Annotated in this window: 11 protein-coding genes; 7 read left to right on the forward strand and 4 right to left on the reverse strand. The window is 38.1% G+C overall.

The features are described 5' to 3' along the window. Positions 1 to 229: 229 nt before the first annotated feature. The 3 genes from MS2017_RS03370 to MS2017_RS03380 form a co-directional block, all read right to left on the reverse strand. On the reverse strand, positions 230 to 1312 hold the full coding sequence (locus MS2017_RS03370; RefSeq protein ID WP_122951262.1) for a trypsin-like serine protease: 1083 nt from the start codon (positions 1310 to 1312) through the stop codon (positions 230 to 232). Between the two features lie 241 nt (positions 1313 to 1553). Beyond that, the gene (gene mog / locus MS2017_RS03375; RefSeq protein WP_122951263.1) at positions 1554 to 2102 is read right to left on the reverse strand and encodes a molybdopterin adenylyltransferase; all 549 of its coding nucleotides are present in this window, start codon (positions 2100 to 2102) and stop codon (positions 1554 to 1556) included. A gap of 35 nt (positions 2103 to 2137) precedes the next feature. After that, positions 2138 to 3391, reverse strand: coding sequence for a molybdopterin molybdotransferase MoeA (locus MS2017_RS03380; RefSeq protein ID WP_122951264.1), 1254 nt, complete (start codon positions 3389 to 3391; stop codon positions 2138 to 2140). Between the two features lie 481 nt (positions 3392 to 3872). Here MS2017_RS03380 and MS2017_RS03385 point away from each other — a divergent pair, with 481 nt between their 5' ends. Together MS2017_RS03385 and mobA are read left to right on the forward strand one after the other, a co-directional pair. Beyond that, complete coding sequence (locus MS2017_RS03385; RefSeq protein ID WP_071565083.1) at positions 3873 to 4400, forward strand: hypothetical protein; 528 nt, start codon at positions 3873 to 3875, stop codon at positions 4398 to 4400. An 82-nt stretch (positions 4401 to 4482) separates the two neighbouring features. Further along, positions 4483 to 5079 (forward strand): molybdenum cofactor guanylyltransferase MobA, encoded by a 597-nt coding sequence (gene mobA / locus MS2017_RS03390; RefSeq protein WP_122951265.1) that lies wholly within the window; start codon positions 4483 to 4485, stop codon positions 5077 to 5079. Here the strand turns inward: mobA and MS2017_RS03395 are convergent. Further along, positions 5054 to 5503, reverse strand: coding sequence for a molybdenum cofactor biosynthesis protein MoaE (locus MS2017_RS03395; protein ID WP_071565085.1), 450 nt, complete (start codon positions 5501 to 5503; stop codon positions 5054 to 5056). The genes mobA and MS2017_RS03395 overlap by 26 nt on opposite strands. 357 nt (positions 5504 to 5860) lie before the next feature. Between MS2017_RS03395 and MS2017_RS03400 the strand changes: the two genes are divergently transcribed. The 5 genes from MS2017_RS03400 to MS2017_RS03420 all read left to right on the forward strand — a co-directional run bounded on the left by MS2017_RS03400 (position 5861) and on the right by MS2017_RS03420 (position 16817). Continuing rightward, on the forward strand, positions 5861 to 6394 hold the full coding sequence (locus MS2017_RS03400; RefSeq protein ID WP_122951266.1) for a P-loop NTPase family protein: 534 nt from the start codon (positions 5861 to 5863) through the stop codon (positions 6392 to 6394). Positions 6395 to 6797: 403 nt separating this feature from the next. After that, on the forward strand, positions 6798 to 12239 hold the full coding sequence (locus MS2017_RS03410; RefSeq protein WP_122951268.1) for an FG-GAP-like repeat-containing protein: 5442 nt from the start codon (positions 6798 to 6800) through the stop codon (positions 12237 to 12239). Positions 12240 to 12715: 476 nt separating this feature from the next. After that, on the forward strand, positions 12716 to 12868 hold the full coding sequence (locus MS2017_RS11130) for a hypothetical protein (protein WP_158009406.1): 153 nt from the start codon (positions 12716 to 12718) through the stop codon (positions 12866 to 12868). Between the two features lie 86 nt (positions 12869 to 12954). Then, on the forward strand, positions 12955 to 15336 hold the full coding sequence (gene nirB, locus MS2017_RS03415) for a nitrite reductase large subunit NirB (protein ID WP_122951269.1): 2382 nt from the start codon (positions 12955 to 12957) through the stop codon (positions 15334 to 15336). A 14-nt stretch (positions 15337 to 15350) separates the two neighbouring features. Then, positions 15351 to 16817 (forward strand): MFS transporter, encoded by a 1467-nt coding sequence (locus MS2017_RS03420; RefSeq protein WP_071564875.1) that lies wholly within the window; start codon positions 15351 to 15353, stop codon positions 16815 to 16817. Position 16818: the final 1 nt, after the last annotated feature.

Consider the following 16818-nt stretch of genomic DNA (forward strand, 5'->3'; position numbering starts at 1 on the left):
GGGGTGGTGGGGTTTGGGGTTTTTAAGGGTTGACTAATTAAAGACCAGTTTTCACTTATTTGTAAAAAAAATACAACCAAATAAAATATGTTTTTTTTCAAAAAAAATAAACTAAATAATCTGGTGTCTGTATTAAGTATCAACAAAAAAATACCCATGCTACTGATTGGTAGCATGGGTATTTTTGTTGCTGATACTAATATTAACTTTATTTAAGTCTTGTGTTAGTCTATCGTTCTCCAAAGAATGACCCAAGTATATGTAAAATTTCTTTTCCAAAATTTTCTTTCCTTTTCCTCTCTTTCTCTTCTTTTCTCTTTTCTTCTTCATTACCAAAAATTGATCTTTTATATTTCCAGCAATAGTTATTATTTTTTTCAGAAGGAAAGTACCAGTATCTTTCATCACTATACAGAGCCTTTAGGGTAAACACTTCTATGCTATTATTGTGATAATTAACATGCACATAGTCGTCACCAATTTTACCTTTACGATCGTTTTGACCCCATTTATTCATACGGAGAATAACATCAAATCTATTGCGAGCATTAGTTGCAGTTGTATCTCCCAAGTAAACCCAGTAATAATTATGTGTTTTGTCAGAAGGGAAGTACCAATATTTATGGTCTGCACCCAATTGCATAAGTCCAAAATATTCGGTTGTATTATTATATGGGTTGGCATAAATATATAAATCACCAATATTACCCTTTCGCTCGTGCTCATTCCAATGATGCAAATCAACATAAAAATTATTTAACCATTCTCTGGTCTTTGGAAGTCCTAATCGAGAGTAAGTGGTCGAAGCGTTGAGGATGCCAAGAAGATAATATTCGTTATTTTCTTCAAAAGTAACGGCACCACCGGTAAAACCGAATATCGCCAAAGGGTATTTGTCAGCGAACGCTGTTTGCTCTTGTCTTACTGTTGGTATTTTTACGAAACTAATATCGTTCCCAATAATTGCATTATCCAATTCTATGATGCCTAAATCTTCATTCGCCGTTTTATCTGCTGAAATTTCTTGACTTGGATACTGGTGAACTGCTTTTGCTTTATAGGACTTATCGTTGTGAAAAACTGTGATATTGGAACCTACTATGCAATGTTTTGAAGTTATTACTATTTTTCTAGAAAGCAGAGAGCCTGAGCATAGTTTGTCATCATGCTGAATACGAACTTGAAAATTAGTGATAGCACCAGCATCGCTAAATTCCTCTGCAAATGCGGGATTTACTGATATGCCAATGAGAATGGTTAGTGTAGATGTTAATTTGTATAACTTTTTTAAAACATTTTCTTGATAAAACATAAATAACACTCCTTATTATTTGAATAAATTAAATGTATTTGAATTAAATCTTGAATAAATTAAAAATTAAACCTTTGAACTAAAACCAAAATTCTACCTAGGTTATTTTATAAAGTCAATCTAAAATATGAAAAAATAGAACCCATGAAACAACCCAATAAAGCGCTACTTATTTTTGAATAATGAGCGAAAGTTGACCTTTGGTTAATGCTCATGCCCAATGTAGAGACTTCAAATAGCATTAACCAAAGTTTTTTTCAACAAAATCCAAGTCAATTTGAATATTTGAATTGTCTAATAATTCCAAACATTTTGGCACTGCTAAAAATATTGCCCCTAAACACACGGCAATTGCCTCTGGCTTTCCTGGTAAATTGATGATTAAACTCTTACCACGAGTGCCTGCGGTTTGGCGTGATAGGATTGCTGTGGGGACTGTGCGTAGGCTCACAGCGCGCATTTGTTCTGCAAACCCATCAAAAATACGCTCACAGACGGCATGTGTGGCTTCGGGGGTAACATCACGAGTGGTCGGGCCGGTGCCGCCAGTGGTGAGGATGAGGTTGCAGTTTTGATGATCGGCAAAATCTATCATAGTGCGTTCAATTAATGTTTGTTCGTCTTCGATGATGGTGGTGGCTATTTCATAAGGTGAAAGTAGGGCGTTGTTAATCCAAGTTTGCATGGCAGGGCCGCCAATATCTTCGTATTCCCCCCGTGCGGCACGGTCGGAAATGGTGATAAAGCCTACTTTAATGGTTGTTTGTTGCTTGTTGTTGGTTTTTTTCATTGGTTTTTATCCTTGAATAATATAAAGGTTTGGCATTAAGTTAAGGGGTAATAATTAAGTATTTCCCCTTGGGCAAAGGTGCTATTTTCTGGTATTTCTAGCAAACCATCTGCCCAAACAATGGAACTTAATACATCGGAGCCTTGTTTGGGGTAGAGGCTGGCTGAGGCGGGTGTTGTGGTCTGGTCTAAGCGGACTCTAACAAACTCTCGTCGGGGGCGGGGTCTGAGCCAGTCAAAATTAGCTTGTACTGGGATGGGTTGGTTTTTATAGTTGCTGATGCCTTGCATTTTCTTAATAAAAGGCTGTGCAAATAAGAAGAAAGTAACCATAGCGGACACGGGATTGCCTGGCAAACCAATAAAGGCAGATTTGCCGATATGACCAAAGGCTAAGGGTTTTCCAGGTTTCATTTTGATACGCCATAAAGAAAGTTTGCCGAGTTTTTCTACTGCAGGTTTGACATGGTCTTCTTCGCCAACAGACACGCCACCGGTGGTGATGATTAAATCGCAGTCATCAGCCAGTGTGCTGAGTGCATCAAGTGTTGCACTAAAATTATCTTTGATATTACCCAGATTGACAATGTCGCAATTCAGTTGTGTGAGTAGGGCGACCAAGGCATAGCGATTAGAATTAAATATTTCGCCCTTTTTTAAAGTTTCACCGGGGTTGATTAACTCATCGCCTGTGAAGAATAATCCCACTTTTAATGGTTTAAAAACCTCTAATTCCTTGACGCCAATAGACGCTGCAAGCGCAATATCCTGTGCTTTAAGTTGTCGTCCTTTGTTCAAAATAACAGCACCCGATTGAATGTCATTGCCCAGCGGCCTAATGTTTTCATCTAAGGATAAGGGTTGCCAAGTTTCGATATAGCCCCCCTCTTTTGAGACTTCACACACTTCTTGCATAATAACGGTATTGGCACCCTGTGGAATAGGTGCGCCAGTAAAAATCCTGGCAGCACAGCCGGGGGCAAGCGTGTTGCCTGTGCTGCCTGCTTGAATTCTATCGGTTATTTTGAAATTTAATATCCCAGGTACGCTAATTTGTTCGGGTTTTAAGGCAATTGCATAGCCATCCATAGCGCTATTGTCAAATTCTGGCACATTGATGTTGGCACGAATATCGTGTGCTAATATTTGTCGCAAAGCATCATCCAACGCAACGGTATGGGTATGGGTGTTAACGATTGATGCATTGAGTAAAAATTCTAAGGCATCGTGCGTGCTGAGTAAAGGTTGTGATGCTTGGTTACAGGTATTGTCAATTTTTTTCTTATTCATAAAGGTAAGTCGATAATTAATTGAGATTTTTTTGTCAATAGAGACCTTTGCATAAATATGGATGATTAGTAAAATTCAATTTTACCGACTTGGTGATTCGCTCAAACTTTATTCTGATTACCAAGTGGGTCAATCGTATTTACGCAAAGGTATTAATTGTATCATGAGAGCCTTGTATAAATAAGAATGATTGATGAAATTCAAGTTTGTTTTTTTTAAAAATTCCCCGAGTTTCGCTACAACACAAGTGCGTTAAGTGAGTATAAAGGGTGAAAAAAATCAAGCGTAAATCGCTCATTTGCCAATCATTTGTGTTTACATAAGGGTCTCAGTTTATAATACCCACTGATAAACGCCGTAAGGTTTGGCTGTATAAAAAGACGATTGCGCTCTTATCTGATAGGTAAGGCAGTTTTTTTTGGTTAAATGCCGACTGGATTTTTTTAATTTTTAATTTTTAATTTTGGACTTGGGGATTGTGATGCAACGATTTTTTACATTAACGCTATTTATTTTATTTTCCATGCCTATTCAAGCAAGTAGTATATTTGTTGAGCATACTACTGACAACGATTTTGCTAGTGTTGAAGAGGATGTTGTGCTGGCAATTATAGGACAAGGTTTGGTAATCGCACATCGTTCTGATGTTGCCACTATGCTCAATCGTACTGCCAAAGATTTGACTCGGCAAGCTTTTAATATGATGACCAGTATGATGCCGGTTGCCCCTTTTAGAAATCAAGTTGTCAAAACCACTTATAGACACGGCACAGTAATAGAATTTTGTAGCGTTGATTTGTCTACATTAACAACGGCGGCGGATCCAAATAATATATTATTTTGTCCTTTTTCGATTGCAATTTTTCAATTGTTAAACGAACCTAATCGAGTGCATGTCAGTTATTTACGCCTCAGTCGATTTGCCGATACGGACAATCCAAAATCAGTATCAGCATTGACAAAAGTGGAAAATATGTTGGCTGAAATCGTAACAGAAGCGCTCAATTAACCACAATATGAGCCATCAAAATCTACTTTCCACCCAATTTGACAAGGATTGATTTTGCCAACCCCCAATCGTCAATAAAAAAATGATTGACAAAAGTAACCTTACCGCCGTCATATTAGCAGGTGGGCGCTCAAGTCGGATGATTGGTGAAGACAAAGGTTTGATTTTATTAAATGGCAAACCGATGATTGCTTATGTGGCAACTGTTGTAAAAGAAAAAGTTGGACACTTATTCATCAGCGCTAATCGCAATATTGAGCAATATCAAGAATACGGCAAAGTCATTACTGATGCACTGGATGATTTTCAAGGGCCATTAGCAGGCATTTTGCAGGCACTTCAAAGTGCAAATACCGATTATTTATTAATTTTCCCCTGCGATGCACCATTGCTCAACAAAGTGGCTGTAGATCAATTACTCAATTCCATGCGCCAAGATATGGATATAGGCGTGGCAGATGATGGCATTAGAATGCACCCAACGATGATGATTGTCAAAACGAAATTGGCACAAAATTTAGTTGATTTTTTGGCATCTGGACAAAGGAAATTAGGCTTGTGGGTTGAGCAAAATAATTTCCTTAAAATTGATTTATCCGCTTATCCAGAAATATTCACCAATCTAAACACCCCAGAAGATTTTAACAAGTGCCTTACTCCCAACACTTCGTTTGATTGACATCCGTGGTTTTTGCCTGCACCCAATGACTGCCACTTTTGGTATGCTCTTTTTTCCAAAAAGGCGCTTGCGTTTTAAGATAATCCATCACAAATTCACATGCTTCAAAAGCCGATTTTCGATGCTTACTAGTGGCAATAACCAACACAATTTGCGCATTTACTGGCAAATCACCCACACGATGAATGACAGTAATATTGCCTAATATCCAGCGCTTATGTGCTTGATTGACAATGGCAGACAAAGCCTTTTCAGTCATTTTTGGATAATGTTCAAGCGTCATTTTACTCAATGGCTTGCCATCCAAATCACGCACTGTGCCAACAAAACTAACCACCGCACCAATGCCACTATCTTCTTCTCTAGCGAGATTAACCTCAATACTCAAATCAAAATCTTCTTGCTGAACGCTTATTTTATCCATGGAATTATTTTACAACAATCTCAATTCTTTCTCATATTTTTTAGTAATGCCCATTTTTTTCCTTCCATTTTTATTTGACCGACTAAGTTATTACTTAAGTTGAGAGCTTTGCATAAATATGAATAATCATCAAGAATCCACTTTTCACCCACTTGGTGATTTTTTTAAACCCAGCCTTAGCCCTGCTAGGACAAAATTTAAGAAAATTACCAATGGCACAAAAATTGAATTTTGCTAATCATCCATATTTATGCAAAGGCCTCAAGTTATAATTTCGCAAAAATATCAGGAATCCTGATGTGGCTATTAATGTGCAAAAAAAAGGTGAATATTTATGGCATTACAAGGCAGTAGTTTATGAAAAAAATAGCAGTATTTGGCAAAAGCGGTGGCGGTAAATCCGTATTTAGCAAAAAACTATCTTTGGCGACTGGCATACCATTTTTCCCACTTGACCTTATAGAATATTCAAAAAGCGGGGAAAAAGTTTCTAAAGATGAATATTTGCAAAAGTATCACGATATTTTGAACACTGAATTCTGGATAATTGAAGGTTTTGGCACCATGGAAACTTTTATAAAGCGCCTACAAGAAGCCGATACATTGATATATATAAACCTTCCAATGCGGATACATTATTGGCGAGTTACAAAGCGCCTTCTCTTAAGTCCATTTATCAAACCCGAAGGCTGGCCTGACAAAAGCCCAATGATACGCAGCACCTATAATTGTTATGTCCATCTATTTGGCGTTGCGCCGAAGTTTTGGAATGCTAATTTTTTAAAGCGATTAGAAAGTATGTCTCAAGAGAAAACTGTGCACCACTTATCTTCAACAAAAGAACTTAATAAGTTTATTGAACAATCCATGCAACCAGAGGCTAAGAAATAAGGGAAAGCGATAACAGGTTGAGAAAAAATAAAAGTTGTAATTATTAATGCTGAATGGATTGGACAGGGCAAAAAATAAAGACAGAAAAGCATTTACCCTTCATTTTTTTCGTTCTCAATTTTTTGCAAATAAAATTTGAAAACAAGGTATAATCAGGATTTTATTATCCCCCAAAAGAAGACTTATGGGGGTGCAATAATAAAATTAAAATGAGGCCTTTGTATAAATATGGATGGTTAGCAAAATTCAATTTTTGCCCAATTAGCGATTTCTTTAAACCTTGTCTTAGTAAGACTATAGGTTTAAAAATTTCCAAGTGGGTGAAAAGTGGGTTCTTGATGATTGTTTCACTTTATGCAAAAGTCTTACAAGATGAAAAAATAAAAAACAGGAAAAAATAAACATGCAAGTAAAAACACAAAAGCAAGTTACAACATTGCAAAATAAAGCGCAGAAAGTCGCTAACAAACTTAATGAAGAAGTTATTACTATCACCAAGGGCGTTCAACACATTCAAGTTCAAGCAGGTGTGGCTTATCAATTAAACACCAAAGATTTTGACACGAAAAAATTAAATTTAATCGCTAAAAAAGTCAGTGACGATTTAGAGGTAGCACTAGAAGAGGGCGTTGTCATCTTTGACAACTATTTTAATATTTGTGCAACTGAGTTATCTTGCTTAGTTTCCCTACCTGCCAAAGACAATGGACTTTACCACATTGTTGCTGATGCATTCTTTACTTTAGAAGATGGTACACAAGTTGTGTATTTTTATGGCGAGCAATCTATTGTTTCCACAGAATCTAGCACAACAAGTGAGGATAGCGGTCAAAGTTTTGGGGATATTATCACTTCAAATATAGAAATAGCAATTGCGGCTGCGGTTGCAGTTATTGCGATTATTGTTAGCAGCAGCAGTAGTGACGACGATAAAAGAACCTTAGATGATCCAGAAATTAAAATAGTAGGAACGATACACAACAATGTAAATCAAATTACAGTGAAGGCAGAATCAGGCAGCAAAATAACCGTTGTCTTTTCTGCAAACAATGAGACTGTTACTAGGGTAATTGAATCTGCCTCAGGTGATGCACAAAATTTTTCACCTTTAACAGAAACCGAACTCAATAAATTAGGTAGTGGCTCAATCAAGATGACAGTTACCTTAACTAAAGATGGCGCCAAGGAATCTACAAGCACTAGTAACTTTATGCTTGATATTGTGGCACCAAGTAAGCCAACGATTGAAGTAGTGGCTACAGATGATGTGATTAATTTTTCCGAGAAAGGTACAACTATTACTGGCACAACGGAGGCTGATAGTACTGTTATGTTGTCTATTGGTAATAACAACAAACAGGCGACAGTTACAGGCACAACTTGGGTTTATACCTTAACAGATTCTGATATTACTGCCTTAGGTCAGGGTTCAGAAAAAATTATCACTGCAACTGCGACTGACGCTGCGGGTAACGCAACCGTATCAGAGAATAAAGTTGTTGTGGTTGATACACTCAAACCCCAACCCACAATTTCTTTAGTAGAAGACACGGGTAGTAATAACACTGATAAGATAACCAATAACAAAGCGGTATCCGTTTCGGATCTTGAAAACAACGCTACTCGCACTTATAGTTTAACGAAAAATGGCAACCAGATTGATGGTGTTACCGATGCAGCAACTTATAATGCCTATATGAATGGCGGCAGTGAAGGTAGCAAGATAGATGATGCTGTCTATAAGCTTACTATTACTGATACTGATGTTGCAGGTAATGTTGGCGATACTACATTTGAATTTACGCTTGATACAACGGCACCAAATAAGCCAACAATCAACATGGTGGCTACAGATGATATGGTTAATGCTTCCGAGAAAGACGCAGTAAATATTACTGGTACAGCAGTAGCCAACAGCACTATTATGTTAGCTATCGGCAATCAGAGTACATCGGTGGGAGTTGCAGGAGATGGCACATGGACGCACACTCTTGATGCCACTGGCTTGGATCAAGGTTCAATAATTATCACTGCAACTGCAACTGACATTGCGGGCAATGCAATCGTATCAGATGATAAAGTTATTGTGCTTGACACTATAGACCCGATAATGATGAGCGCAGATCAATCTACTACAGTTTATACTTCTACTGGAGCACCTAGTGGAACTATTGTTTTTAACGCTAAAATGACCAACCTTGTAGGTGGTGTTGAGGATGAAGGTATTACTTATAGTATAAAAGAGGGTTTGGGAGATAATGCCAGTAAATTTTCAATTACTTCTGACACTGGATACTTGGCTTACAACACAAAGCAAGATTTAGCACATAATGACGATACAGTTACCATTATTGCTACTGATATGGCAGGCAACACAAGAGAGCAGAGCGTTACTGTGTCAGTAGTAGATGCTACCTTAGCAACTACAGTTGCTTGGAGTAATTCTGGGACTGATGCTGTTATCAATATTAATGAAATGAAAACAATGGCTTTAGGTGGTACAGTTAGCGGAAATCCTGGAACAGGCTTACAAATTACCAGTATTGTTTTTAAACAAGGTGATGCCGTTATTTACACCATAGATTCTTCTCTTCCAGTTATTAATGAAACTGACAAAACTTGGGCTTTAGCCAACGACGACACTTGGATTTCAAAACTTACTGATGGTGATTATACTGTTGCTGTTAATCTTTCTGGTGATAATGCTAGTATTGGTTTAGGCGTATCAACAGCGATAACGGTTGATATGGTCATTCCAATGGCAACGATGGCAAAAGCAAGAGTTTTGGTTTCAGGCGAAGTTTCTGTTATGAGTAGTGAAAAAGGTACGGCTTATTTGGTTGAACAAGGTGCCAATATTTCTTCCGACTTTACTAAGACTGACTTTGATGGCTTAGTAACCAGTGGTACGGCAATAAATGCGGGAGTTTTGGCTAATAGCCATACAGTTATGTCAACCACAAATATGAGCTCAGGTAGTTATGTTCTTTATGTTATTAGCGAATCAGGCAATGTCTCAAGCCCTGCTGCAAATCAAATTGACATCATTGCTGGCAATAGTTTAGGGGTTACTGATAATAATGATGCCTTATTAATAGGTGGCACTAGCGATGATACGATTGAAGGTGGCACTGGCAATGATGCTCTAATAGGTGGCGCTGGTGACGATACTCTGATTGGTGGCGCTGGCAGTGATGCGATTACTGGTGGCGTTGGTAACGATACTTTAACAGGTGGCACAGGTGTAGATACTTTCTTTTACACAAAAACAACAGCTGGCAACGATACCATTGAGGATTTCACATTGGGTAGTAATGGTGATAAGTTGGATTTTAGCGAACTATTATTGGCTCACTCATTTGCTCAACTTCAAAAAGAAGTCAATGTAACAGACAGTAATGGCGACACTGCTGGTGGCGATCTTATTATTAAAGTTAAAGTAGGCAATACTTCTGATAATTATGACGGTACCAACCCAGACTTCACAATTACTTTAAAAAATGTGGGCAGCACTGGCACTACTGACCTAATGGCTTTATTGGCTGACAACTTTATTATAAATACCCCCCCTGTCGTTGAATCATGGGCAATTGGTTCATCACCATCAGGTCAACTTGGTTTCGGCAAAGGTGATGTCGTTACCTTAACTTTGACATTTAATGAGGCATTGCAACTAGGTGATATAACAGGCTCTAAAGTAGTAATTGGTGCCAAAGAATTTGAGTTAAAAAAAGACGAATCCACTACTGCTGGCAACAATAAATTGGTGTTCCAATACACTGTAGTAGAAGGTGATAACATTAGTTCTGTTGATTTTAATGTTAATCTATCTACAATGATACTTAATAATATAAAGGGTGTTGACAACAACCAACTTACCTTTGCTGACGAGACAGTCAAACTTGGTAATCGATTATTATTCTCTGAAGAAATAGGCAATAACAATCCTTTTGATGGCATAGATGTGGGTGTTTTTAGTAAGCCGACCTTTGCTGATATTAATAACGATGGCAAGTTGGATTTGATAGTCGGGAGTTCAACTAATACGCTTGAATACTTCCAAAATACAAGTTCTCAAGGAGTGCTTAGTTATACAAAAATATCAGACAACAGCAATCCTTTTAAGGATGTTATTGGGGCTCAGAGGGAATTAACCCCAGCTTTTGCTGATATTAATGATGATGGTGTTTTAGAACTGCTAGTAGGTGGTAGAAATGTAAGAGACGAAAGTTCTGGTAATGGAGGCAACAGCTTCTACTACTATGTAAAAGACTCGACCAGCGGTCAATATGTAGAGGCATCAATCAGAACTTCTTATTTTAATTTTTCTGATACTTTGGCGAACGGGTCTACTTCCCCAACTTTTGTTGATATTGATGGCGATGGTGATCTTGATTTAATATCAGGTCAATTATCGGGTGGCATACTCTACTACAAAAATGTGGGCACAAAGCAAACACCTGTTTTCGAACAGAAAAAAGGTGATGGCAATCCTTTTAATGGTCTTGATATAGCACAGTTCAATGTAGCACAGTTCATCCACCCAACCTTTGGCGATGTTGATGGCGATGGCGATTTGGATTTAGTGGTAGGTAGCACAAGAAGTGTGAATGGGGTTAATGCAAGTGTACTTGATTATTACCAAAACATAGGCACTAGTGAGAATCCTGTTTATGAAAAACAATCAAACAGCAGTAATCCTTTTGATGGTGTTGAGGTAAGTCATGGTACTCCAGTTTTGGTTGATGTTGATGGTGATGGTTATTTGGATGTAATAACTGGCGAATCTGGCGGTACCCTTCAATACTTCCGCAACCAGACTTTCTTTGTTGATACTACTGCTCCAACAGCAACAATAACAGTAACAACAATTTTGGTTTCAGCCAACATTTCTGTTATGAGTAGCGAGAGCGGAACGGCTTATTTGGTTAAACAAGACACCAGTATTCCTACTGATGCCACTAAGGTTTACTTTGATGGTTTGGACAGTAGCATAGCAGCAAGTGTAAAAGTTTCAGCTATGAATGAAATAAGTCTATCGACCACAAGTAATATGACTCCAGGTAGTTATATTCTTTACACTATTGACGAAGCAGGCAATATTTCAAGCCCCACTACAAATCAAATTGAGATTGTTGATGCTGACGACAATACCTTAACGGGCACTGATAGTGCTGATATCCTAATAGGTGGTACTGGCAACGACACCCTGAATGGTGGTATTGGTCACGACACCCTTTCTGGTGGCGCTGGCGACGATACTATTAATGGTGGTGCTGGCAATGATACCCTTGCTGGTAATGCTGACAACGACACCCTTTCTGGTGGCACTGGCGACGATACTATTGATGGCGGTACTGGTAACGATACCCTTTCTGGTAATGCTGACGACGACATCCTTTCTGGTGGCGATGGTAATGACAACCTTGACGGTGGTGCTGACAATGATAAGCTTATTGGTGGTTCTGGTGCTGATACTTTGACAGGTGGTGAGGGTGCAGATATCTTTGATTACGATGCTTATGCTGATAGTTTAAAGGCTAATTGCGATACCATTGTTGACTTTAATGTTATGGAAGATAAATTAGATTTTAGTGATCTCTTTACTGCGTATCGTGCTGGACCGATTCTAAGTAATTTATCTAAATACATTAACGCCACAGTTGATGATAGTGATGAAGCTAATGTTAACCTCTATATTGCTTCTCGTGGTATTACTGATGATGGTATTGTAGATAGTTCTAATGCAAATGCGCTGATTAAATTCACTGTAGCTGATGCTGTCGCTCAAAATGCGCTTGTTGCAGCACTTAACAATAACACTTTTGATGAATATATCTTTTAACTAACTTTTGGAAAGTAAAAAAACCACTCTTTGGAGTGGTTTTTTTTCGCCCAAGGATAATGGAATAAACCAAAACCTTTATATAAATATAAATATGAATAATCATTAAGCATCTACTTTCATCCATTGGGAAGCCCCCTGCATTAGACATATTGACTAATACCATTTTCAAAAAATAAACCAAACAATCTGGCATTCATCCTCACTCAAGTATTAACAGTAAAAATACCTATCAATAAGTAGTATAGATATTTTTACTGTTAATACTTGGGCGATTATAAGCGCTATATTGTTCATTTTATTTTTGAAAATGGTATAAAAGCCAACTTTCACTCATTTGTAAATTTTTATAAAGACTACATTAACTCTGTTAGAATAGGCTTTAATATCTTTATGTTTGTTATTTTTTTGAATTAAGGAGTGTGTTGAAAAAAATATTATAAATAACTAATATAGTTGACTTTTGGTTTGGTATAATGATATTACATTGTCCAATGGTGGATGATAAAAAAACATTGGCGTTTACTTGGATTCTATTTTCAATAGAGTTAGGTAAGCGTTTTTTTTGGCTGGTTCAAAGTTGGAATGAGTCAAAAATGGCATTGAAGCCAGTTAAGTATTTATTGTAATGATAGGTATTTAACTGGCTTTTTTTATGAGATTTTTTTGCATAAGTATGCAAGGCACTTAATAATTTAAAAAACAAGGAAATAGGATGAAAAAATTAATTGTAGTAGGCTCGGGAATGAGTGCGATGAAGGTGGTGGATGAAATTTTAAAAATAGACCCCCTAATGTATCAAATAACAATTATTGGTGCAGAAACGGTGTTGCCTTACAATAGAATTATGCTGTCTCCAGTTTTGGCAGGTGAAAAAAGTTTTGATGATATTAAAACCCATGACGAGGCTTATTTTTCCCAGCATCACATCACCTTCAAGCCGGGTTTTGAAGTTACGACAGTAAATAGAAGATTGAAAAATGTTTTGGTTACCAATATCAAAGACAAAACAACTGACAATATTATTTATGACCGATTGGTGATTTGCACAGGTTCAACGCCGTTTATTTTGCCATTGCCAGGCAAAGAATTAAAGGGTGTGGTTTCATTTAGAGATATTTATGATGTTGAATATATGCAATCAGAGGCTGGAAAATCTAAAAAAGTGGCTGTTATTGGCACGGGTTTGCTAGGACTTGAGGCGGCTAATGGGTTGAATGAGTTAGGTTTCAAGGTAACGGTTATTGGCAATATGGACTCCATTATGAATATGCAATTAGATGCTTCATCTGGACATTTATTGCAAAAAGTGCTAGAACAAAAAAACATTAATTTTAAATTAGGGGCGATAACCACCAAAATTACTGGCAAGGATAAAGTTGAGTTGTTAGAATTTGAAGATGGAACAACATTAAAGACAAATATGGTGGTTATGTCTGTCGGTATTATACCAAACGATACTTTGGCCAAGCACATTGGCTTGCAAACAGACAGAGGTATTATTGTTAATGATACGATGATGACCTCAGACCCTGCCATTTATTCAGTAGGCGAGTGCATCAAACACCGAGGTATGTCGTACGGCTTAGTGGCGCCACTTTTTGAACAAGCACGCGTGTGTGCTGAGCAAGTGTGCGAGGTGTCTCATCACATGTATACGGGTTCAGACATTTCTACCAAGTTAAAAATCTCAGGCGTGGATGTATTCTCAGCGGGTGAATTTAACAATGCGGATGATGAGGTTATGTGCTCTAAAGACCATGCACTGAATACTCGTAAGCGACTTTCTATTAGGGGCAATAAATTGGTTGGTGCAGTTTTATTTGGCGATTCAACAGATGGATTGTTTTATTTTGATTTGATTAAAAAAGAAACAGACATTAGCAGCATTCGCAAAACCTTATTGTTTGGTGATATTAATATTGACGGTTCAAGCGCTGGTGCCGCAGGCGTTGAAAAAATGGCAGACGATGAGCAAGTGTGTGGTTGTATGGGTGTTACTAAAGGCGATATCGTGAGTGCAGTTACAGGAGGTTGCGATACCTTTGAAGCCATGCAAGAAGAAACAGGCTGTGCAACAGGATGTGGTGGTTGTGGCTCAGTGGCAAAGCAAATTTTTAGTTTTGTATCGGGTGCAGAATTGGTTAGTAAAGAAACACTTTGCGATTGCAGTAGCCATTCAACTGAAGAAGTGCGCGAATATATTAGAGCGCTTGATGCCGTCAAAACCATTGATGAAGTGCGTTCAGCATTAGATTTCACCAACACTTGTGAAGCCTGTGGCGCGGCAATTAATTATTATTTGTCGTCGCAGTTTAACGATGCGTATGTGCATAACGATGCAGAGCGTCCACACAATGAAATGATGCACGCAAACAAACAAAGAGATGGCACATATTCTATTGTGCCACAAATGCAGGGTGGATTAACAACGCCAGCAGAACTTAAATCGTTAGCAGAAATTGCAGTGAAATATGAGGTGCCAACTGTGAAAGTAACAGGTGGACAGCGTATTGATTTGCTGGGCATTCCTAAAGAAAATCTGAATGATATGTGGGATGAAATTGCCGCAGCAGGTATGGAATCTGGTTATGCGTATGGCAAAGCCACTAGAACTTGCAAATCTTGTGTTGGCACAGATCATTGTATGATGGGGACGCAGGATTCAATGGGCTTATCGGTGAAGATGGAAGATGCAGTTTGGTCACACTTTATGCCACATAAATTTAAAATGGGCGTGAGTGGTTGCCCGCGTAATTGCGCCGAAGCAACGATTAAAGATTTTGGGGTAATTTGCACCGAAAAAGGCTATGAAATTCATGTGGCAGGTGCTTGTGGTATCAGAACCAAAGCGTGTTTAAAAGACCGTTTCTTTGAAACCGAAGCCGATGTGGTTGAATATCTTAAAGCCTTTGTGCAGTTATATCGCATTGAGGCAAATTACCTTGAGCGAGTTATGCATTTTGAAGAGCGTGTTGGCTTAGAATACATTCAATCGCAATTAAATACTCCAGAGAAGATTAAAAAATGGGCAGATGCACTGCCGAAAACGATTAAGAATCCATGGGAAACAACAGACCATAGAAAATCGGCTTAACTTAAGGATAAACAATGGAAGACAAATTAAATTTATTTTCATTTAAAGGTAAATATCGGATTTTACATCTAACTTGGTTTGCTTTTTTTATGTCATTTATGGTGTGGCTCAGTCTTGGGCCAATGATGCCCTTTATTCGTGATGCATTGGGATTGAGCGAACAACAAGCCAAAGTATTGCTGATTTTGAATGTGGCAATGACAATTCCTTCCAGAATTGTGGTTGGGATGTTGGTGGATAAATTCGGTCCTAGGATTATGTTTTCCTCTATTTTGGTGCTAGGTGGCATGATATCTATTGCCTTTAGTTGGATGCAAACTTATGAACAACTGGCATTATTGCGATTTTTATCGGGCTTTATTGGCGCTGGCTTTGTGGTTGGTATTCGATTGATTTCTGAATGGTTTCCAGCGAAGCAAACAGGTATTGCACAAGGCATTTATGGAGGTTGGGGCAATTTTGGTTCTGCTGGTGCGGCAGTGACTTTGCCTTTTATTGCCAGTAGTTTTGGTGATGCTGATGGCTGGCGTTATGCCATTACTATGGCCAGTCTTATGGCGATTGCGTACGGCATCTTTTATTACTTTAGCGTAACCAATACACCAAAAGGCTCTACTTATTTTAAGCCAAAAAAATCAGGTGCCATGGAGGTCAGCAGTTATGCTGATTTGGCACTTTATATTGCGATGAATATACCACTATATCTTGCCTTATCGTTATTAACATGGAAGTTATCACCTAAGGCAATGGGGATGATTTCATCAACTGTAGAGATGAGTGTCTATGTAACATTGGGTATTATATTTGCCTTTCAAGTGTTGAAAACTTGGCAATTAAATGCCGAGCATTTAAAGGCTGGTGTGCCAAAACAGCACCGTTATAAATTTAAGCAAGTTGCTATTTTGGACTGGGCTTATTTGGTCACTTTCGGCACAGAATTGGCAGTGGTGTCAATTCTTGCGATGTTTTATGTTGATTGGTTTGAATTGCCTAAAATCACAGCGGCATTGTTGGCAGGTGTTTATCCATTTATCAATTTATTCGCACGACCCGGTGGCGGTTATTTAAGTGATAAATATGGCAGAAAACTCATTTTAATGGTGGTTTTCACAGGTGTTACCTTAAGTTTCTTAGCCTTGGGCACCGTGGATAAAAGTTGGTCAATTTACCCAGTGATTGCATTAACCATTGCAGGCGGTATCTTTTCTAAGGCAGGATCGGGGGCTATATTTGCAATGGTACCACTTATTCAAAGGCGTTTAACTGGGCAAATTGCAGGTATGGCAGGTGCGTTTGGCAATGTTGGTGCGGTGATGTTTTTAACGGTAAACTCTTTGGTGGATTACGACCAATTCTTTATGTTAATTGGCATTGTGAGCGGCATTGTATTGATATTAATTGTGGTTTTCTTGGAAGAGCCAAAAGGACATATGACGGAAATTTTAGATGACGGCACAGTTGAGATAATCAAGCTGAATTAAA

This window comes from Bathymodiolus thermophilus thioautotrophic gill symbiont, from assembly GCF_003711265.1.
In the GTDB taxonomy this organism is placed as follows: Bacteria; Pseudomonadota; Gammaproteobacteria; order PS1; family Pseudothioglobaceae; genus Thiodubiliella.

Bases quoted from the DNA above. Each gene is read 5' to 3' on its own strand.
- MS2017_RS03370 (WP_122951262.1), bottom strand. From the start codon at position 1,312: ATGTTTTATCAAGAAAATGTTTTAAAAAAGTTATACAAATTAACATCT.
- mog (WP_122951263.1), bottom strand. From the start codon at position 2,102: ATGAAAAAAACCAACAACAAGCAACAAACAACCATTAAAGTAGGCTTT.
- MS2017_RS03380 (WP_122951264.1), bottom strand. From the start codon at position 3,391: ATGAATAAGAAAAAAATTGACAATACCTGTAACCAAGCATCACAACCT.
- MS2017_RS03385 (WP_071565083.1), top strand. From the start codon at position 3,873: ATGCAACGATTTTTTACATTAACGCTATTTATTTTATTTTCCATGCCT.
- mobA (WP_122951265.1), top strand. From the start codon at position 4,483: ATGATTGACAAAAGTAACCTTACCGCCGTCATATTAGCAGGTGGGCGC.
- MS2017_RS03395 (WP_071565085.1), bottom strand. From the start codon at position 5,503: ATGGATAAAATAAGCGTTCAGCAAGAAGATTTTGATTTGAGTATTGAG.
- MS2017_RS03400 (WP_122951266.1), top strand. From the start codon at position 5,861: ATGAAAAAAATAGCAGTATTTGGCAAAAGCGGTGGCGGTAAATCCGTA.
- MS2017_RS03410 (WP_122951268.1), top strand. From the start codon at position 6,798: ATGCAAGTAAAAACACAAAAGCAAGTTACAACATTGCAAAATAAAGCG.
- MS2017_RS11130 (WP_158009406.1), top strand. From the start codon at position 12,716: ATGATATTACATTGTCCAATGGTGGATGATAAAAAAACATTGGCGTTT.
- nirB (WP_122951269.1), top strand. From the start codon at position 12,955: ATGAAAAAATTAATTGTAGTAGGCTCGGGAATGAGTGCGATGAAGGTG.
- MS2017_RS03420 (WP_071564875.1), top strand. From the start codon at position 15,351: ATGGAAGACAAATTAAATTTATTTTCATTTAAAGGTAAATATCGGATT.